A 20,835-nucleotide genomic window follows, 5' to 3' on the forward strand; every position below is an offset into this window, starting at 1 on the left:
TCCGGATTACGATCCTTTTGCATGGTTGCATTACTATCAGAGTGGTTTTTTTGTAGATGTCGATGATCCAAGAGACACGGTCTCCCAGTCTCATTTTTAACTGGGGCATGTTCTGGCTCGCAGTCGCAACGCTTGCCGCTGTGCTGTTCTTCATCGACGGGGTCGATGCCCTGCTGATTGCCTGGCAGAAACCCGAATACAGCCACGGACCGCTGATTCCGATTCTCTCCGGCCTGCTGTTCCTGCGCCAACTCAAGGAAGTGCCCATTGAGCCCGGTCCGAAACGGGACCGCTGGGCCGGGGTCGCCGTGCTTTTGCTCGCCATTTTCCTCGGCGCGCTCGGCAAGCTGGCCAATATCTCCGATATCGTCGCCTATGCCACGATCGTCTGGGTCGGGGCGATCCTGCTGATCAGCTTCGGCTGGAAAACCGGCAAGCATTTCTGGCCGCCCGTGCTGCACCTGGTCTACATGCTGCCGCTGCCCGACGTGCTTTATTACAAGGTCTCGACCTACCTGCAGTTCATCTCTTCCGAACTCGGCGTCTATTTCCTGCAGCTGCTCAATGTCCCGGTCTTCCTGGACGGCAATATCATCGATCTCGGTATCATGAAGCTGCACGTCGCCGAGGCCTGCTCGGGGCTGCGCTACCTGTTCCCGATCCTGAGCTTCTCCTATATCTTCGCTGTCCTCTACAAGGGACCGGTGTGGCACAAGGCGGTGCTGCTGATCTCGGCCGCGCCGATCACCGTCTTCATGAACTCGGTCCGGATCGCCGTGGGTGGCCTGCTGGTACAGGAACTTGGCGTCGAATGGCTTGAAGGCTTCAGCCATTTCTTCGAAGGCTGGGTGATCTTCCTGATCTGCGTCGTACTGCTGTTCCTGCTCGCCCGGATCATGCTGCTGTTCCACCCGCAAAAACCCAAGCTCGTGGATGCGCTCGATCTCGATACGGACGGGCTCATGCCCCAGTTCCTGCGGCTGCGCTATGTCTACCCCTCTCCCGCCATGATCACGGCCGCGCTTCTGACCGCCGTGATTGCCCTGGGCTGGTTCGCCCTGCCCCAGCGCGACACGATGCATATCCAGCGGGAAACCTTCACCTTCTTCCCGCGCCAGATCGACGAGTGGAAACAGCACGGCATGGCCGAAATCCTCAGCGCCGATGTCGAGCGCGAGTTGCAGGCCGACGATTACCGCTCGGCACATTTCGTCAATCAGGACACCGGCAAGACCGTCAGCTTCTTTTCTGCCTGGTACGCGGATCAGAGCGCCGGGGGCATTCACTCTCCCGAAGTCTGCCTGCCCGGCAGCGGCTGGGAAATCGCCTGGCTGGAGCGGACGGATATCGCGGAGCAGATGAATTTCGCGACGCCTTTCAACATCAACAAGGCCATCATCCAGAAGGGCGAAGTCCGGATGATGGTCTATTACTGGTTCGAACAGAAAGGCCGCAAGGTCGCATGGGATTTCGGCGCCAAGCTGCTGCTGATGTATGACGGGGTGACCACCGGTCGCAAAGACGGGGCCATCGTGCGCCTGACGACGCTCATCGCCGAGAATGAAAGCGATGACGACGCGGCCGCCCGACTCGATGACATGGTCGAATCTGTTATGCCCATTCTGCCCCGTTTCATTCCCGGCGCGGACATCTGACTCCTGCGCCCCGCCCGGAACGGCGGGCAAACAGGAACGGCTTCACCGCCTTTCGGGGCGGTGAGCGCTACGGCGAACAGGTCGGCAGACCGCCCTCGAAATAATCCTCGGGGTAGATCATGGCATTGGTGATCTCGCCGACAAACTCGTCGTCGTAACGGTTAACGTATTCCCAGACGATCTCGCCCTCTGCCGTCACCTGCAGTACACGGCCCGCGTCGAATTCGGTGATCAGCAGGCCATCTTCATCGAGCAGTTCATGCTGGCCGCGGATGACCGACAGCATTTCCTGCCCCGGGCGCTCTCCGAATATCACCTCGGTCTCCCGGCTGACCGGGTCCACCACCATGATATTCGTGCTGAACGGGCTGTTCAGATCCACCTTGGCGTCGGGATAGGCGGTTCTGTAGGCATTGTTGTTAAAGACCGAAATCCGCCCGTCGGGGCGGAACTCGGGGTCGTGCGGACGCAGCCATGGTCCGGTCTGATGCCATTTCACCCGCTTGGTCTCGGGGTCGACCACCATCACCAGATTGAGCTTGCGCATGGAGATCGCCAGATCCCCCGCCTCGAACAGGGGATAGGCATCCGCGATCTCGGGCAACAGTTCGGCAACCTTGTTGGCATGCACCAGCTCGTTCCGGCCCGGACTGTCCGGTTCGAAACGCTCGCCCGTTGCAGTCAGCAGGGCCTCGAGCCCGCTGTCCCGCATCATCACCGGGATCGAGTTCTCCTCGATCACCCTGCCATCCTCCCCGATCCTGAGCAGCGTATCCTCCAGCATGATCCTGTTGTGCCGCGACATGGAAAACGGGGGGAAACGGTCGGGGTTTCTGTCCGTGCCCCAGAAATAGCGCCCCAAAAGCCAGTAGCCGCCGCCCCGCGCCGGCACCAGCGAATGGTGGGTCGGCTTCTCGATCCGCCAGATCAGCGCACCGCAGGCATCGAGCTTGACGGTCCCGCAATATTCGTAATTGAAGATGACCTCGCCCGACGGGGTCGCAAGCGCGCCGTGCACATCCACCCGCAGCGGCGTGGCACGCCGACAGGGGCGGGTTTCGGCATCAGGGAAGTGCTCAGTATAATCCAGCGACCATTTGCGCACCAAGGTGCCGTCCCGCCGGATCAGGCGGATCTGGTTTTCTCCATCAAAGAAGCCCGCCATGAAGACAAGCGCGTCGTCCTCCGGCAGGGTATTGACCGTCACCCCCTCTCCCTGACCGCGGGTCGGCTGCAGATGCTCCCCGACCGGATCGTCGCTCAGCCCGGATTCCGAGATCGTGGTAAAGGTTTCATAGGCAGTTCGCAGCTGGGCCGCCGGGAACAGGTTCAGGGCCTGCGCAATCACGCCGTAGAGGAAAGCCGCCCCCAGCACCATAATCACCGCACAGATGATGAATATCCGTCTGGACAGCTTTTCAGAAAATTCCGGCACCAAGAATATACCCTGCTCAAAATGATCTTGATGACAGGCTACAATAGAAAACGGGTTCTGAAAGATATTTGTAAAAGGAAATTAGGCACATGGCCCGCCCGCCCCCGGCTGCCCGATTCATGTGCGCCCGCTTCATGCCCCCGGGACAACGCTTTCGGATTTCACGCCGGGCGACGGGGCGGGCAGGCCCTTTCGGTCTGGACAATCCCGAACCCGCATGGCCTTTCTGGGCAGATACGACCTGATCCCCACGAACGGAAAGCATCCCCTTGAGCAAGAAGATCCTCGCACTGGCTCTCTTGGCTTTCGGCGGCTGTTCTTCCGCGCCCGGGGACAGGCTGGTTCATATCGGTACCTTTAATTGGGACAGCCCGTCCTTTACCGGCCTCTCCGGTCTTGAAATCACCGATGACGGGGCCGGTTTCCTTGCCATTAGCGACCGTGGCTGGTTCATGAGCGGCCGGTTCGAACGCGAGGAAGACCGGATATCAGGGGTTCTCCTCGACCGGCTTCTGCCCATTCTCGGTCAGGACAATCTCCCGGTTGCGGCCCGCCGCCTCGGCGACTGGTCCGATGCCGAGGGGCTGGCGCTGGCCCCCGACGGCACCTACTGGATCTCTTTCGAACGCTGGGCGCGTGTGGCCCGCTACACGGCACCGGACCAGCCCGCCCAGTGGATCCGCGACCACCCGAGCTTTTACAAGCAGCGCCACAACCGCCAGCTCGAAGCCCTTGCCCTGCATCCCGACGGCACGCTTTTCACCCTGCCCGAGCAGCCCTTCAAGAAGGGTTTTCCGCTCTACCGGCTGGATGGAGAGACATGGAGTATCGCGGGCCGCCTGCCGAAACGGAACGGGTTTGCCATTGTCGGCGCAGATTTCGACGCGACGGGGCAGCTCTACCTGCTGGAACGCAAGCTGTTCCTCGGCCTCTGGTGGCAGAACCGGATCCGGCGCGTCGATCCGCAGGATCTCTCCCGCGACGAGATCCTCTGGACCGGGGGGCTGGGCGAATACAACAATATCGAAGGCATCTCGATCTGGTATGACGAGACAGGCCTTCGAATGACCCTTGTCTCCGACAATAACGGCAGCAAGAAAGAACTCACCCAGTTCGTCGAGTACCGGCTCGAGCCATCCTCACCGGTCCCGCCCGTGGTGGCTGTCGCAGACCAATAGCTCAGAGCACCCCGGCCTGCCCCATCACCTTTTGGAAACGGGCAATGAACCAGTCTTCGCTCAGCGCCTCGCGCAGCCTCTGGCGGGCGGTGTCCGCGATGCGGCGGCGGGCGCTTTCATCGGCCAGATAAGGCGTTACTACCTCTTCCAGGTCGGAATAGTCCCAAGCCACCGGCAGATAGGTCTCGCCCGGCACGAAAAGATCGGGGGCGGTCGTTACATGCGACATATCCGGCTTTATCAACAGGCAGCCACAAAGGATGGCCTCGAAATCCCGCCAGCACAGCTCGCCATAGCCATAGGGGCTGACGCAGATCCGGCTGCGCAGCATCTCGCCGTAATATTCCGATGGCGGCACCCGGTCCGTCGGCGCATGCACCCGAAAGCGGTCTGCCAGCGCGTCGATCGCCTGTACCGCCGCATCGCGCATCTCGAAAGTCCAGAAATGTTCCGGCACGCTGGCCCGGCACAGGATATCGAAGGCGCGCGCCTCAGGGGGGTCTTCGGGCAGATCCTGCGCGAGGTAAAAGATCTTGTCGTCCAGCGCGATGCTCCACCCCAGCAAGATCTTATGCCGCTCGCTCTCTGCCAGCTCCCCGGAATGGGGAATGATGTTATCTTCGAAAGACACGCCATACACACGGCTGGCGTAATCGGTCAGGTTGGATTTCCCGACCATCTTCTGCCCGTACATGGCCAGATCGCTGTAATGATGTTTCTTGATGTAAGCATCCGACAGGGCGATCACCTCGTTCCAGAGCACGGACTGATCGTCATCCCCGTCAAAGACCACAGCCCTTGCCCCGACCTCTCGCGCCAGGCCAAAGATATGACGCGCCAGCGCACCCGCCTCTTCCGCCGGGGTCCTGAAAACCAGCTTCAGCCCGACCGCGTGATATCCTTCGAGATCGGTGCGGGTCAGATCCGCGGCATCCGCCACGCTCATAAAGGAAAAATGGAGACCGGTCGCCGAGGCGATCTGCCGGCGAAAGCGCCGCAGCGGGGCGAATTGCTCTTCGCTGGTATAGGCCCCCCCGTCGCTGATCAGCAGCATGTGGCGGGTGGGCTGGGCCGAAAAACGCGCCGACAGGCGGGCGATCCCCTCCCCGGCCTTGCTGCCGGCAAGATACCCTTCGGCCTGACGCCGCTTGCGCAGTAAATCGGACGGAATACCTGTCTTGGTCATTTTATGTATCTTCCCTGCCCGTCATAGAAATTCAAATCGTTATATGAGGCAAAAACCCCTCACTTCCTCTACTGGATCGCCCTGCCCCACTCCACTGATTTAAGCCCCTGCGACGGGGGACGTGGTTTCAACGCATCGCTTTCAGGCAGTCAGGGCCGGCCGCGCCGCTCGAACCATTTCCGGCAAAAGCCGACAAAGGCTTTGTCCGGGCTTTTCGGCGCATCAAGTCCGCCCTCGGACATCCACGACCGCCATTCCTGTTCCAGATGATAGACGTCCCATCCCGGCGCCACCTCTCGTGCCTTGGCATGGGCGTTCGAGGACAGGCGCACCATCCGCACCGCCTCTTCCGGGACAACCTCGCGCGGCATGGTGTTGCGGTTTCGGAAGAGCACGAAGTTTCCCTCGAGCCGCACCGCGTAATCGGGCATGTGATCGTGGCTTTCATCCTGATCGACAATCGCCGCCACCAGTCGTTTGAATTCCCGCCCCGTCGAGGAGGACCCGCATTTGCGCTGCAACATCTCGAGCGAGATCTTCCATTCCTTCTGGCGGCCGCAATGCTTGCGCGCGATTTCATAGATGCGCCGTTCCAGCGGCTTGCGCAGGCGAAAGTAATTGCGGTGCAGGGTCAGCACCTCGCGCGCCTCGATCGCATTGAACACCCAGTCCGAAAGCTGGATCTCGATCTCCTGCATCCGCCCGTCGCGGGTTTCGCGTACGATCCGGGCCCGGTCGATGATCGAGAACAGATCAAGCTGTTCGGTGCCCCCCGTAACAATATTGGTTTCGATCTGGGTGCCCTGCAATCGCACCAAAGCGCTTTTCAGAGCCTCGTATCCGCGCCCGTCCGTTACCCTGTTGGTCGCCTTGAGCAAGTCATAGGCCTTGAGCTTGATGGTGCGGGAAACCTTCTGCCCCTCGTTCAGCGCGGCAATGATCTGGCTGATGCAATAGATCAGCACATCCCTGTCATGGATCGTCGCCAAACCCTCGCTCGACGGACGTACCTCAAGGTAGTTCTTGCCAGTCTTGTCCTCATAGCGCCGCACGCGACGGTCAGGCTTGGTCGATAGCGAAAAGATAGGATGCGCCATCGACGCCATGTCGCCCTTGGGCGCGGCATCGAAGATATCGCAGACAAAGAAATCCGCCTGCTCTTGGCGATCCGGCAAAAGCGGCGAGCGCTCTGCGGGTAGTATCTCGGTCACGTCCTGCCCCTGCTCTTTCGTGATTTCACCCACACTTGGCAGTCTTTCGTGATTCCACACACAAGGTCAAGCTTTTCGTGATTTCACCCACGCCCCAACAGTTTCGTGATTTCACCCACGTTTGCTTGTGACTCCACCCACGATCTTTCGTGACTCTACACACGAGCTGAAAACATAAATCGTTTGTTGCCAATTACTTAATTAAATAGGAATGGGCGTAACACATACTTAACAAATTTTAACACACCAAAGAGGGCACGATCCGTACACAAGCTGTACACCCCCTGTGCATCGCCAAGGGCAGGATTGGCTTAGAAAAGAGCTGAAAGCTCAGTTTGAGGCGTCACACATCACCTTGACCTCGATCCGGAGAGCCTCACCCAGAAGCGGAGAAATCACCTTGGTCGCAAGACCGATATCAAGGGGATCATACCAGCCTTTCAGTCGAGCCATTTCCTCGCCACTGATCTTGAGAGCAATGCGTAGGGTCTCTCCACCTTTGACCGGTTCGGGAATGCTGGGCTTTGATTTGCCCCCGATCTGCACCTTGAACCGGGCCATCGCCTTCTTGCGCGCGGCATAGAGCAAATCGTCGACGCTTACCCCCAACTCTTCGGCAAGGTCCTGAACCCGTTTCGACAGGGGTTTGCCCAGATGCACGATCCGGCTCACGATTTCTGCCTCCTCCGGGGCGGGTTCCTCGGGCTTGGCTACGGCTTTCCTGGGCCCGGGCTTTTTCCGCGGTTTCGGGGTGGAGACAGCCGGTTCAGGCACTTTTTCCACGCCAACCGATGGTGTATCAGGCCCTAATATAGGGGCTTCTGGCACTGGATCAGGTTTGGTCTGGATTTCCCGAGTGCGAAAATATTGCTCGTCCGAGCCCTTGAGTTGCAGCGGAACACGCTTTCTGCGGGTCATTTCTCTTCCTCCACGATGGCGAGACAGAGCGACAGGAACTCGTCCATCTCGGCGAGCGCATCACGCAGATGCTTTGGGTTCTTGAAGAATTGTTCCTTGCGACGCTGGTCCGAAGAGATCATCCGGCCCAGCAGCCCCTCTTCATCCATACGCCGATAGGCATCGCGCTGCTGGATATAACGGGGAAGGATGCGCAGCTTTTCCTCCGGCGGCGCGGCCCCGTCCCCCACCAGCTTGTTGGCGCGTGCATACAGCATCACCCGCGCTTCGGTCTTGGTGGGTTTGCTGCCCACCCGGTTGATCGCGGCGCGAAAGGCCGGGAGTTGCGACGGATCATCGACCCGGGCGCGCATCCGGTACATCCAGTTGGCCGTGCCAATGGCGGTCGAGAGATCACTGGTCGAGGGCTGGATCGGACAAAGCACCAGATCGGAAACCGTGGCCAGAAGATCGTGCAGCTCCGAGGCATCGCCGGGCGTGTCGACGATGAACAGGTCGATATCGCCTTCTTCGTCGAGATCCAGCACGATATCGCGGGCCTCTTCCGGGTTCAGCGTCTTGAAACCGGCGATATCCTCGGCCCAGTTATCGGCCTCAGCCGCCCTGCCCGCCCATTGCACAAGGTTCTCGGTCTTATCGGTATCGAGAAACCCGGCGTTGATGCCGCGCGCCTCGGCGGCGCTTAGCAGACCGCGGGCAATCGTCGATTTCCCGGCGCCGCCCTTCTGGTTGATCAAAGTGATGACGCGCATGCTGTGGATGTCCCCGAAGCCAGTATGGCAAGTAAAAGTGTAAAGATGCTGAAATGTATAAGTGAACACGTGTCGATGTGTAAACGTGAAAAAATGTAAAAGTGCAATAGTGTCGATGTGCGCCTAGGTCTCAGTGTGTTTTTGTAAAAATGCTCTTATGTTCTCGTGTATTAATGTAAGTTTGTAAAATAGTATTTATGTAAAAATGCACTATTTTTCCCGCCACAAGGGGCGAGGATTTAGTGGCGCTATACGGAGTGTGAAAACGATCTCAATGACGTCTCAATGGCGGCGTGAGGCTCCCTAGATGGGGTTCCTTACTGCCTGTTGAGCCGTTGTCTTCTCCTGTGACTGTATGCAGACGTTTCGAAAGGCTCAAGGTTCGTATGAAGCGCTGAAAGGTCTCGGGAGAGCATATTTCTGGCGAGATTTTATGCAGGCATGAAGGCGATATATCCGGTAGAACGTGCCCGCCAAACGAAATGTGTCATCATGCCTGTCGGAAATCGAAGATGTGAAGATGTATTGTGCTGGGGGAGAGTACAAAGAGCCGACGCCGTGAGTATGGTCCGCTCTGGGGGACCCCGCCCGGCGATGCCGGGCAGGGTGGGGATCAGAAAAGGAAGCTGGTGGCGTTCAGTTCAGCAAAGTCGACGTCGAGCAGGGTGATGGTACCGTGGCCGGTAGTGACGAGGGTGTCATCGCCCGAGGCCTCGATGCTCATCCGGTTCATCGATGCGCTCTTGAAGCTGAATTCGATCACGTCGCGGCCGATGTTGAAATCGGTGATCGTATCGTCGCCGTGATCGCGGCCAAAGACGAAAGTATCCTGACCTTTGCGTCCGCTGAGCTCGTCGTCGCCTCGGCCACCGGTCAGGGTGTCATTGCCCTTGCCGCCATAAAGAATGTCATCGCCATGGCCGCCGAACAGCAGGTCTACACCCTTGTGACCTCGCAGGATGTCGTTGTCTGCATTGCCATAGAGTTTGTCATTGCCGGCCTTGCCGCGCATGACGTCATTCCCGGCACCCGCCTTGACGGTTTCGTTACCGCCGACCCCGACAAAGACATCGTCGCCTTCGGTGGCAATGATCTTGTTGACATTGGTCACGATGGCACTGCTTTTCAGCACCCGGTCCACGACGTCGCCATTGAGCGCCGAGCGGCTCAGGCCGCTGGTATCGGAGAGCGCGATATCGGCGAGGCTTTTTGCCATCTGGTCGTTCGCGCCCTGACGGGCTTCGACGCGGTAGGACGGGTTGCCGTGATCGTCATCCAGGCCAAGCTCACCGGCGAGGGCGGAGTCCGAGTTGATTGCCTTGATCTTGACGCCCTTGGTGTCGTCGCCATCCGGACCGCCGACCTTGACCTTGCGATAGCCGGTGCCATCCAGAAGCTGGCCGATTTCAAGAACCGCGCGGGCCGAATTGCCGGGGCCCGGGGCAGGGCCGGGACCCGGGGTCTCGGGCTCTTCGGGGTCGGTCACCTCGGTGATGTCTTCCGGTTCTTCGGGGTCGGTCACCTCGGTGACGTCTTCCGGTTCTTCGGGGTCCGTGACCTCGGTGACGTCCTCGGGCGCTTCCGGCTCGTCTACCTCCGGAGCTGTCGGTTCGGGGACCTCGGGCGTTTCCGGTTCTTCCGGCTCGGTGACTTCGACCACCTTCAGGTAGTCGGTGGTCAGCGCTTCGAACAGGCCCGCATCCGACTGGGCGCTGTTTTCGTCGCCGATGGTCTGTTCGGTCAGGACGCCGCTGCCGGAGCCCACCGCGCCAAGCAGCAGGGTGACCTTGTCGGTATCGTAGTCGATCAGGATCTTGACGTTCTGATCGCTGGCAAGTCCGGTGATCTCGACGGCACCGAATTTCCCGATCAGCTCATCCACTCGGATAAGATCGTATTTCGCCTGTCCCAGAGCCGAGATCGCCGATACGTCCACGATCAGGGTCGCATCGCCGAGGTTGACCCCGGACCGTACGCCGTTTCCGTCTTCGTCGAACCGGCCCGAGTGGAATTCCGAGATGGTGCCGATCTCGCCGTTTTCCGACTTGAACTTGAGCTTGGAGTCTTCGGAGAGGAGGAAGACCGCCGTATCGCCTTTGTCGCCGTCAAAGCCGACCTTGGAATCGCCGCCGGTGACGACGATCTTGTTCCTGTCGCCCAGCACGTAGGCCGCGTCGTCCGAGGCGAGGATGACCTGTGCGTTGTCCGTCACCCTGAGATCGGCGCTGCCGGTGAAGATCCCAGTATTGGCGAAACGGCCGCCATCGGCATTGATGCTCAGGCGGTCGGTGTCAGTATAGCCGTTGATCCATACCTGGCCGGCGGAATCGATGCTGAGTTCGCCGCCTTCCTTCTCGACCTGGAGTTCGCCGGTCAACTCGAGGCGGCCGCTCTTGACGCTGAGGCGCCCGTCGGCCCCGAAGGCCAGATTTTCGAGCACGGTTGTGCCGCCGAAATTCACCCAGTTGCCGGCCAGATCGACGGAATCGCCGTCCTGCGTGCCGGGGAGGTCTTCGGTATCCCAGTTCAGCCGGTTGTCCCAACGCACCCCATCGCCCAGTTCGTCCGGGACGAAACGCAGGGTGACAGCCTCGCTGCGCAGTTCGGTGGACAGGCCGAAAGCGGTCTGGAAGAAGGCGTTTATCAGGTCGGCATCCACGACAGTGTCCAGCTCGCCCTGTACCTGGCTGCGCAGGAAGTTGGCCAGATCGGCAATGCTCGCGGTTTTCGTGCCCAGAAGCTGGGCGGTGAAGTTCTGGATCGTCGTCTCGTTCAGCGCGGCGAAATCCAGACCGTCGGTGTTCTGGTTCTGGAAATCGGGATCGCGGGTGCCGCCGGCCCAGTTATAGACGATCGTGTCGTTGTAATAGGGATCGTCCCGGCCATGGGCCAGCGCGGTATGGGTGATCGTCTTGGCGGCCAGCTCGTCGGGGTCATTCGGGTTGGCCAGATGCGTTACGATGTTGTTCACAAGCGTCGCCATATAGCCGAGGTTGTTGACCCCGAGGGTCACGGCGGCCGATTGGCCCTCGGCGACGCGGTGGGCGCCGGAGGTCAGCACGTTGTTGCTGAACAGGGTGTAGTTCCCGGCCTGTTCGAGGCCGGTTTCGCTGTTTACCCCGCCACCGGCGAACATGACGCCGGCGTTGCTGTCCAGGAACAGGTTGTCTTCGATATACCCGCCCGAGCGGATCTGGGCATCATTCCCGGCGCCCCGCATGATGATGTTGTCGCGTAGGTTGATGCCATTGTTGTTCGTCTGGATGTAGATGTTGTGGCTGGCCATGCTGGGCGGCTGTTCGCCATTGGTCTCATAGCCATCGACCCATCCGGCATGATCGAAAAAGGTGTTTTCGATCAGGGCATCCTTGGTGCTGGACACGTATATGCCCGCGATCCGGTCCGGGATCGCGGCCCAGTCCTCGCGCCCGTCGTTCGGCTCTTCCAGATGCACGTCATAGATGCTGGAATTGCGCAGGGTGATCCCGCTCATCGTCGTGCCGATGCCTTGGACGATCATGTCCTTCTTGGTGAACTCGACATTCTCGAACAGCAGGTTGTTGCCCGCGTAGAGCAGGGCGCCGCCGGTGAAATGCAGATCCTGGATGACGACATTGTCGCTGCCGCTCTTGAAGGAAACGAGCACCGAGTTGATGACCGGACGGTCGCCTTCACCATAGGCCCCTACATAGAGAGGATTGAGTTCGGATTCCCCGTTGGCATTGTTGATCAGGATCGAATGGCTGAGATCGTCATATTCATAGCCGCGTTCGAAAAGCAGCCAGTCGGACGATCCGCCTTCCTCGTTGAGCAGCCCGGTCCACAGGGTCTTGGCGGCATCCACCGCCAGTGCCATCTCCGGCGACGAGCCGTATTCCTCGTGTTCGATCAGAAAGGCGCTGTTGACCTTCCAGAGCGCCACGCCCTCGATATCGGCGATGTCCTGCAGCGTCAGCGCGTCTTCCGAGCCCGAGACATGTACCTTGCGATGGTTATCGCCATGTTCGACGACCGTCCGGTCGTTTACGTCGGTTTCCAGCTTGTAATAGTTGCCGACGCCCCAGCCCGCACCCTGTTCGCCTTCGGTGACATCCACGTTGACCGTGCGGTCCTCGATCTCGCCGTTTGCATAGGTGACCCGGATGTCAAAGTTGATATCCGCATCCGACCCGGACTTGGTCAGCACCAGGGCCAGCGTATTGTCCGGATTGACGGTGACATTGCCATGCTCGCCCTTGGTGAGCACCTCGATGCTGGCGATGTCGTCTTCGTCGATGGTCAGGGTGGTGACCCGTCCTTCGATCGCGGAGCTTTCGATCGGGTCACCGATCGAAATGGCCTGACTTTCGGCGGCGGTGCTGCCGGAAGAGACTTTCTGCGCCTCGGCGCTGGTGTTGCCTAGCGGATCGGCGAGGACGGCGGCGGACAGGGCTCCTGAGAACGCGATCGCCATCTTAAATCCGCCCCTGCTGAAGGGCGCTTGTTTCTTTTTGCGTGGAGCGGAGAATGACATCATCCGCGCAGACTGCATCGTCGATTACCCGAAGAAAAGAAATTTTGTGACCTCGTTACTGCTGGTCTGACGTGCAGACATGTCCCGTACCCCGGAATCTTTGCTATCCATGCTCTGTGGTGATTTTTGGCGCTGCGTCGGGCAGGATTATGTTTCGATGTGGCGTAAATCGGCACGGTGTTCTTATTCCTGCCCAAATTCGGTGGCGTCGGGGCTAAAGCATTTGAAAATCAGCTGCTTGATAAATTTTTTGAGCGGCGAAAAAATGCTGGACGGGCAGCGTGCCACCGCCGATCGGGACCGATCGGGGTATTCTGTTTTTTGGGCAGTGGTCGTTTTCTTGCCTGTTCTTGGCTACGCCCCGCCGATCCATCGGCAAAAGTGGTGATTTCCGGGCGGGAATCGTGCGGTGCCGCGCTTGAGGCCCCCGTCACGGGTGCCTGGTTATCGGGCGGCGTCCCGGGTCACGACCCGTGGGGCGGCGGTGCCGCGCATCCCGGGCTTCAGGTGCCGAGCTGTTCGACGATGACCTTTGTCACGCGGCCGTCGGTGTCGCGTTCGAGGCGAATCCCCGGGGCCTCGCGGATGCGGTCGCGGCGGATATGCGAAAGGCTGCTCTCCATGATCGGCAGGTCCGGAAAGGAGAGGGGCACGTAATCGCGTTCAAAGGCGGGCGCGTCGGTAAACCCCGAGGCGGCGGCGAAATTGATCGCGCCGAAGATATAGTCGGGTTTCTTCTCTTCGAAGATATAGGTTTCGAGAAAGGCCCTGTCCTGCATGTGCTTGGCGATGTTGCGATCCACCAGCCCGCCGAGATCCACCAGCCCGATGCTCCGGTCATAGCTGATGCCGCCGGCGTCGTGATGGGCAAGCACCGGGGATTCGATGTCGAGCTGGCGCGAGAGGCGGGCGAAATTCCAGCCGATCTCGGAGACCACGGCCAGCGGGGTGGTGGGATGGGCCCGGAACCGGTCGAGCTGGATGACGGTCGAGGTGAGCAGGATGACAGAGACCACGGCGCAGAGGCCCTGCCGGCTGGGAAAGCGTTTCGTTCCCGGCAGGGACAGGGTCGCGGCCAGAACGAACAGCCCGGTCGCGGGCATCAGGAAGCGGTATTCGCCCATCCAGTCGCCCTTGGCCCAGATCACGAAGAACATATGACCGGCAAGCACCGTGAGAAGCACCATGCGGTCGGGCCGATCACCTTGCGGGGCGGCGAGAAAGGCGAGCGGCAGCAGCAGGATCAGGCCGGAATCGCGCAGTCCCGCAAGTACGTATTGCCAGCCGCCGCCAAAGGGGTTGAATAGTCCCGAGACGCTGCTGGCGGAGGCCTTGGCGTAATAGGGGTTGGGCATCGGGTCGCCGAAATAGAGCATCCGCCATGTCATCAACGCCACGAAGGCGGCAAAGGGCAGGGCGGCCAGCACCAGGTTGGCGGGCAGCTCAAACAAACCGGTCCGCACCCGCGAGCGCCAGAGCGCGCCCGCGAATACGGCGATGACGATGATCGGCGTTTCCGGGCGGGTGAGGACCAGCAGCGACAAGAGAAGGGCCACGACGGGGCGCCATGACTGCAGCGTAGCAGCGGCAAGCACCGTCAGGGTCAGCAACAGGGCCTGCAGCGCATGTTCCTGTCCCGAGGAGGACCAGACGACGAAGGGGCTCGTGGAAACGGCAATACCGGTCAGGGCGACCGCAAGGGCGCTGCGGGTCTGCCGCCAGACGAGGACGAGGCAGGTCAGAAGAAGCAGGGCGCCAAAGGCGGTGCCGAGCGCCTTGGCGGCAAGCGGGATGTCCCCGCCCAGAAAGTGGACCAGCGCGAGGGTCAGCATCCAGAGCGAGCTGGAATAGCCTTCGGTCGGGGCGGCGTCGTGACGGAAGGTGACGCGGCCGGTTTCCGCAAGCGAGCGGCTATAGGAGAAAGTGATGCCAGAATCGTCGATCCACCAGCCGCTCATCTGCTGGCAGAACATCAGGAAGGTCGTCCCCAGCAGCAGCGACAGGACGACAAGGCCACCGGCGGCGGGTCCGGCGGGACCGGCCCTGCGGTCGAGAACCATGGCCAGCGCGAGGGCGAAGAGCCCCAGGCCAAAGCCGCGCATCACCCAGAACCGGTCGGCGACCGCGCCTTCGAGATGGGACATGCGCGTGAGCAGCTCTGCCGGCAGCACCAGGGCGGCAAGGCCCAGCCCCAGCAGAACGAGAAGCGCAAAGAGCCAGACAGGGGAGAGTTTGGATGTGAACATGGCTTGGATTCTGGACCGTGGAGGCGGCCCGGGGGCCGGTTTCACGGAATGAATACATGTCAGGAGGCGTTTGCCGAGTGTCGGGGCTGAATATTTTGTCAAAATATCGGAGTATTTTCGCCTGCAGGCCAAGTTCCGTCGAAAATTGGGGCGGTTGTCCGGAAAATTTCTTGCCGGTTACCGGATCTGCATATTCAATTCAAAGTAGTGATTTACGTTTTGAAAGATTTTAGTTTTATAACGAAAGCAATCAATTATGAACAGAGAACAAGGGGAAATCGCGGCGCCCGTCCTTGCCGTGGATCTCGATGGCACTCTGCTGCGTTCCGACATGCTCTACGAGAGCTTCTGGTCGGCTTTCAGTAAAGATTGGACAACACCGTTTCGCGCCATGGGGGCATTGTCGGGGGGCCGCAGCGCGCTCAAGCGGCGGCTGGCCGGGGCGGCGGACATCGATGTGAGCACCCTGCCTTACGATGCGGCCGTGATCGAGTACATCAGGGCATGGCGCGACAGGGGAGGGCGTGCGGCGCTGGTGACGGCCAGCGATCAGGGCCTTGGCGAACGGATCGCCGGACATCTCGGCATTTTCGACGAGGTGCATGGCTCGGACGGAGAGCGCAATCTCAAGGGGCCGGCCAAGGCCGCGTTTCTCAAGCAGCGTTTCGGGGCAGGGGGCTATGCCTATATGGGCGATGCCAATGCCGATATTCCGGTCTGGAAAGACGCGGGGCGCATCGTCACGGTCAATGTGCCGAACAGCCTGCGGGGGCAGGTCGACAAAATGGGCCCCGAGACCGAACACCTGAATACAACGGGCAACCCGAGCGCCGCCTATATCAAGGCGCTGCGCCCGCACCAGTGGCTCAAGAACGTGCTGATCTTTCTGCCGATGCTGGCCGCGCACCAGTTCACGCTGGCGACCTTCTGGCAGAGCCTTGTCGCCTTCATCGCCTTTTCGCTGATCGCCTCGAGCGTCTATCTCGTCAACGATCTGCTCGACCTCAAGGCCGACAGGGCGCATCCGCGCAAATGCAACCGGCCGCTGGCGGCGGGGGCGATCCCGATCGCCCATGGCAGTTTCCTGTTCATCGGGCTGATCGCCATCGGCGCGGTGATCGCGCTGTTCCTCGGGCCGGCGTTCTTTGTCGCCCTGCTGGCCTATTACGTCATCACCACGGCCTATTCGCTGACGCTCAAGCGGCGGGTGGTGATCGATATCTGCACCCTTGCCGGGCTGTACACGATGCGGATCATCGCCGGGGCCGCGGCCACGGGAATCATGCTGTCGATCTGGCTGCTGGCCTTCTCGATCTTCTTCTTTTTCTCGCTCGCCGCGATCAAGCGGCAGGCCGAGCTGATCGACAACCTTGCCCGCGGCAAGCTCAAGGCGTCGGGGCGGGGCTATCACGTGGAGGACCTGCCGGTCATCTCGATGATGGCGATCGGGGCCGGGTTCGTTTCGGTGCTGGTGATGACACTGTTCATCACCTCCGAGGACGTGGTGATCCTCTATTCCTCGCCGATGGTGCTGAGCGGGATCTGCTGCGTGCTGCTCTACTGGATTTCGCGGATCGTGATGCTGACCCATCGCGGTCACATGCATGACGATCCGGTGGTCTTTGCGGCGCGCGACCGCAACAGCCAGGTCTGTGCCCTGCTGATGGCGGGTTTTGCCTTTGCGGGGGCGGTATTGTGAGTCTTGGCACGCTGGTTTTCCGCTATGCGGCCTTTGCAGTGATCGCGACCATCGCCAATCTCGGCACCCAGCGTCTTGTCCTGGCCTGGGACGAGAGCGCGGTCGGTTTCGCGCTGGCGGTGTTCATGGGCACGCTGGTCGGGCTGGTGATCAAATACCTGTTGGACAAGCGCTGGATCTTTGCCGACGTCTCGACCGGGCTGCAGGCCCATAGCCGCAAGTTCACGCTCTATACCATCATGGGGCTGGTCACGACGGCGATCTTCTGGGGCACCGAGACCGCGTTCTGGCTGATCTGGCACACCGATGCGATGCGCGAGCTCGGCGCGGTGCTGGGGCTCGCCGTGGGCTATGTGGTGAAATACAACCTCGACCGGCGGTTCGTGTTCTCGCCCCCGGCGCGCGAGGCGGCATCATGATGTCGGCACGGTCCTTTACCGCCTATTTCGTGCTGCTCTTTCTTGTGCTGTCCCTTGTTCTTGTGCTGGTCTCGATGCAGGAGACCGGCGGGCGGCTGATCTATGTGCTGGACGATCCCTATATCCATCTCGCCGTGGCCGAGAATATCCTGAGGGGCGGGTACGGGGTCAATTTTCCGGAAGTCTCCTCGCCTTCCTCCTCTATTCTTTACCCGTTCCTGCTGAGCCTGACCCTGCTTCTGGGTTTTGGCGAGTGGGGGCCGCTTTTGCTGGGGCTCGGCGCGACCGTGTTGTCGATCCTGCTGCTGGCGCCGCTGCTGTTCCGGACCTGTATCGGAACACGTCCCGGGGCAGGGGTGCTTTTCGTGGTGATGCCGCCGCTCTTCCTGCTGGCGCTCAACGCTTTCGTGCTGCCGCTGACCGGGATGGAGCATCCGCTGCATGTGCTGGCCGTCGTGCTGATCCTGTGCGGGCTGGTCGATTACGCCGAGACGGGAAAAGTGTCGATCGGGCTTGGCATCGGGATCCTGCTGGGGCCGCTGATCCGGTTTGAGGGGTTCGCTTTCTCGGTTGCCGCGATTCTGGCGCTGCTGTTCACCCCGCGCTGGCGGGCGGGGCTGCTGATCGGGGCGCTGCTGCTCGCGCTGACGGTCTGCTACGTGCTGTTCGCGAAATGGACGGGCCTGCCGCTGCTGCCAAGTTCGGTGCTGGTGAAGTCGCGGGTGACCTCCACGGCCTATGACCGGTCGATGGTGAGCGCGCTGGCCGATGTCTATTTCGCGGTGCGCTATGCCCTGAGCAGCAAGGCCGGCGCCCTGATCGCCGTCGGGGGCAGCCTGCTGCTGCCGTTCTGCTTTTTGAAAACCCGTTACGCGGTGCCGGCGATCGCGCTTTGCGCTCTGCTGGCGGCGCATCTGGCGTTCGGCAATTTTGGCTGGTTCGGGCGTTACGAGATCTATGCGCTCACCGGGCTGTGCCTTGGGATCGCGGTCTATTACGGGCATTTCTTTCTGAACGGGACAGTCGCCCAGCGGGTGCTGGTCATCCCCTGCCTTCTGATCACCATCGCGGCGATGGAATATGTCGAGCTGACCTTCCGGGTGCCGGCTGCCTCGCGCAATATCTATGAACAGCAGTACCAGATGCATCGTTTCGCCACCGAGTTCTTTCCCGAACGCGTCGCGGTCAACGATCTGGGCTGGGTGACCTATCGCAACGATCTTTATGTGCTGGATCTCTGGGGGCTGGGGTCGGAGGATGCCCGGCGTGCCGTGGTCAGCAACGGGCGCAACGCGGAGTTCATGCGCGAGATCACCGAGCGCAACGACATCGTCTACGCGATGATCTACGATATCTGGTTCCTCGAGGGCGTGCCGCCGGAATGGTGCCGGATTGCCCAGCTCGACACGATCAAGGTGGCCGCGGCCAGCGGAGAAGTCGCCTTTTATCTGCTGGACCCGGGCCGCGAGGCAGAGATGCGCAGCGCGCTCGAGGCTTTTTCAGATGCCTTGCCAAACGGACCCAGTCTGGAGATATATCCCTGTAATGAGTGAGCTTTCGGGCTGGGGGCGGTTCCCCAGACACAAGACGCAACTGGCGGCCCCGCGCAGCGAAGGGGCCATTACCGCCCGCGTGGCGGAGGGCCGCGCTATCGCGCGGGGCAACGGGCGGGCCTATGGCGACAGTGCCGTGGGGGCCCGGCAGACTGTGTCGATGCGCTATTTCAACCATATGCTGTCTTTTGATGAGAAAACCGGGGTGCTGGTGGCCGAGGCCGGGGTCATTCTTGGCGATGTGATCTCGGCCTTTCTGCCGCGCGGCTGGTTTCCCGCAGTCACGCCGGGGACGAAATTCGTCACCCTCGGCGGCATGATCGCGGCGGATGTGCATGGCAAGAACCACCACAAGGACGGCAGTTTCGGCAATTTCATCGACTGGATCGAGCTGATCGGGCCGGATGGCACCCTGCGGCGCTGCTCGCCCCGGAGCAATGACGAGCTGTTCCGCCGCACCATCGGTGGCATGGGGCTGACCGGGGTGATCCTGCGCTGCGCGATCCGGCTGCGCCCGGTGGAAAGCGCCTGGATCCGCCAGACCATGCAGCCGCTGGAAAATCTCGACGCGGCGCTCGAGGCCTTTGAGGCGGCGGATGCGGCGACCTATTCGGTGGCCTGGATCGACTGTCTGAGCCAGGGCGACAGGCTGGGCCGGTCGCTTCTGATGCTGGGCGAACATGCCACGGCGGCAGAGCTGAGCGAGGACAAGGTCCGCTACCCGTTCGAGACGCCGCGCAAGAACAAGAAGACCGTGCCCTTCGATCTGCCGCAGGGGGTGCTGAGCCAATACACGGTGCGCGCCTTCAACGCGCTTTACTACTGGAAGGGCGCCCGTCAGAGCGGCGAGTCGCTGGTCGACTGGGACACCTATTTCTACCCGCTCGACGCGATTCTCGGCTGGAACAGGATCTACGGGCGCAAGGGGTTCATGCAGTTCCAGTGCGCCCTGCCGCTGGAGAGCTCGCCCGAGGGGCTGCGCGCCCTGCTCGAGGCGACGTCCGAAGCCGGGGCCGGATCTTTCCTCGCGGTGCTCAAACGCTTTGGCGAACAGGAAAGCCCGTTCTCCTTCCCGATGCTGGGCTATACGCTGGCGCTGGATTTTCCGGTGAACGCCAAGACGCTGGCGCTGATGGAAGAGCTCGACCGGATCACGCTGGATCACGGCGGGCGGTTCTACCTTGCCAAGGACAGCCAGATGAGCGCCGAGACGCTGCATCGCTCCGATCCGCGCGCGGCCGACTATGCCGCCTACCGTGACAGCGAGGGCCTTCGGGCCCCGTTTCAATCCCGACAGTCTGAAAGGCTCTCCCTATGACCAAAGGCCCTGTCCTGATCCTCGGTGCGACCTCCGACATGGCGCAGGCGGTGGCGCGGTCCTATGCCGCCCTTGGCCACCCGCTGCAACTGGCCGCGCGCCGTCCCGAGGCGCTGGAAAAGCTCAAGGCCGATCTGGAACTGCGCCACAGCGTGCCGGTGAGCCTGCACGCCTTTGACGTGCTGGACACGGGCAGCCATCCGGCTTTCATCGAAACCCTGCCAGCGCTGCCCGAGATCGCGATCTGCGCGGTGGGGATGATGGGCGAGCAGGTCGAGAACGAACAGGACATGGCGGCGGCGGCGCAGGTGATGCGCAGCAATTACGAGGGTCCGGCCACGATCCTTGCGCTGCTGGCCAACCGTTTCGATGCGCGCGGGTCGGGACAGATCGTCGGGATCAGTTCCGTCGCGGGGCTACGGGGGCGGGCGACGAATTACGTTTATGGCTCGGCCAAGGCCGGGTTCACCGCCTTTCTGTCGGGGCTGCGCAACCGGTTCGCCAAGCGCAACGTGCATGTGCTGACGGTGCTGCCCGGTTTCGTCGCCACCCGCATGACCGAGGGCATGGACCTGCCGCCACGCCTGACCGCCGAACCCGAAGAAGTGGCCGAGGCGATCGTGAAGGCGCTGAGCAAGGGGCGCAACGTCATCTACGTGCGAAAGATCTGGTGGCTGATCATGGCGATCATCACCTCGATCCCCGAGGCGATCTTCAAGAAGCTGCGGATCTGACCCGGGCGGCTGTCGGGC

Annotated in this window: 14 protein-coding genes; 7 read left to right on the forward strand and 7 right to left on the reverse strand. The window is 61.2% G+C overall.

What is annotated here, in order from left to right:
* Positions 1–107 precede the first annotated feature (107 nt).
* Positions 108–1,655, forward strand: a complete 1,548-nt coding sequence (xrtD, locus tag MF268_RS08985) for a VPLPA-CTERM-specific exosortase XrtD (protein ID WP_238370531.1) — start codon at positions 108–110, stop codon at positions 1,653–1,655.
* Positions 1,656–1,722: 67 nt separating this feature from the next.
* Here the strand turns inward: xrtD and MF268_RS08990 are convergent, their stop codons facing one another.
* On the reverse strand, positions 1,723–3,090 hold the full coding sequence (locus MF268_RS08990; RefSeq protein WP_238370532.1) for an arylsulfotransferase family protein: 1,368 nt from the start codon (positions 3,088–3,090) through the stop codon (positions 1,723–1,725).
* Positions 3,091–3,359: 269 nt separating this feature from the next.
* Between MF268_RS08990 and MF268_RS08995 the strand changes: the two genes are divergently transcribed.
* A complete protein-coding gene (locus tag MF268_RS08995) occupies positions 3,360–4,268 on the forward strand; it encodes an esterase-like activity of phytase family protein (protein ID WP_238370533.1) in 909 nt (302 codons plus the stop codon).
* 1 nt (position 4,269) lies between these two features.
* On the opposite strand, the gene MF268_RS09000 is transcribed toward MF268_RS08995, so the two are convergent.
* The 6 genes from MF268_RS09000 to MF268_RS09025 all read right to left on the reverse strand — a co-directional run bounded on the left by MF268_RS09000 (position 4,270) and on the right by MF268_RS09025 (position 15,094).
* Positions 4,270–5,454: a glycosyltransferase gene (locus tag MF268_RS09000; protein WP_238370534.1), complete on the reverse strand. Its 1,185-nt coding sequence runs from the start codon at positions 5,452–5,454 to the stop codon at positions 4,270–4,272.
* A gap of 149 nt (positions 5,455–5,603) precedes the next feature.
* Positions 5,604–6,698, reverse strand: coding sequence for a plasmid replication initiator TrfA (gene trfA / locus MF268_RS09005; RefSeq protein WP_238370535.1), 1,095 nt, complete (start codon positions 6,696–6,698; stop codon positions 5,604–5,606).
* Between the two features lie 297 nt (positions 6,699–6,995).
* Positions 6,996–7,583, reverse strand: a complete 588-nt coding sequence (locus tag MF268_RS09010) for a hypothetical protein (protein ID WP_238370536.1) — start codon at positions 7,581–7,583, stop codon at positions 6,996–6,998.
* Entirely contained in the window at positions 7,580–8,335 is a 756-nt protein-coding gene (locus MF268_RS09015) for a ParA family protein (protein WP_238370537.1), read from the reverse strand. The genes MF268_RS09010 and MF268_RS09015 overlap by 4 nt, the downstream gene beginning before the upstream one ends.
* A gap of 613 nt (positions 8,336–8,948) precedes the next feature.
* Positions 8,949–12,788, reverse strand: coding sequence for a calcium-binding protein (locus tag MF268_RS09020; protein ID WP_238370538.1), 3,840 nt, complete (start codon positions 12,786–12,788; stop codon positions 8,949–8,951).
* Between the two features lie 563 nt (positions 12,789–13,351).
* Complete coding sequence (locus tag MF268_RS09025) at positions 13,352–15,094, reverse strand: hypothetical protein (RefSeq protein ID WP_238370539.1); 1,743 nt, start codon at positions 15,092–15,094, stop codon at positions 13,352–13,354.
* Positions 15,095–15,350: 256 nt separating this feature from the next.
* Here MF268_RS09025 and MF268_RS09030 point away from each other — a divergent pair, with 256 nt between their 5' ends.
* Genes MF268_RS09030 through MF268_RS09050 form a run of 5 tightly spaced genes read left to right on the forward strand, consistent with a single transcriptional unit; the run spans position 15,351 to position 20,817 of the window.
* Positions 15,351–16,793: a UbiA family prenyltransferase gene (locus MF268_RS09030; RefSeq protein WP_238370540.1), complete on the forward strand. Its 1,443-nt coding sequence runs from the start codon at positions 15,351–15,353 to the stop codon at positions 16,791–16,793.
* Positions 16,790–17,212 (forward strand): GtrA family protein, encoded by a 423-nt coding sequence (locus tag MF268_RS09035; RefSeq protein WP_238370541.1) that lies wholly within the window; start codon positions 16,790–16,792, stop codon positions 17,210–17,212. The genes MF268_RS09030 and MF268_RS09035 overlap by 4 nt, the downstream gene beginning before the upstream one ends.
* Entirely contained in the window at positions 17,209–18,765 is a 1,557-nt protein-coding gene (locus tag MF268_RS09040; RefSeq protein WP_238370542.1) for a hypothetical protein, read from the forward strand. The genes MF268_RS09035 and MF268_RS09040 overlap by 4 nt, the downstream gene beginning before the upstream one ends.
* Entirely contained in the window at positions 18,758–20,083 is a 1,326-nt protein-coding gene (locus MF268_RS09045; RefSeq protein WP_238370543.1) for an FAD-binding oxidoreductase, read from the forward strand. Before MF268_RS09040 ends, MF268_RS09045 begins: the two co-directional genes overlap by 8 nt.
* On the forward strand, positions 20,080–20,817 hold the full coding sequence (locus MF268_RS09050; RefSeq protein ID WP_238370544.1) for an SDR family oxidoreductase: 738 nt from the start codon (positions 20,080–20,082) through the stop codon (positions 20,815–20,817). The genes MF268_RS09045 and MF268_RS09050 overlap by 4 nt, the downstream gene beginning before the upstream one ends.
* Positions 20,818–20,835: the final 18 nt, after the last annotated feature.

Source organism: Heliomarina baculiformis, assembly GCF_019966545.1.
GTDB lineage: Bacteria > Pseudomonadota > Alphaproteobacteria > Rhodobacterales > Rhodobacteraceae > Heliomarina > Heliomarina baculiformis.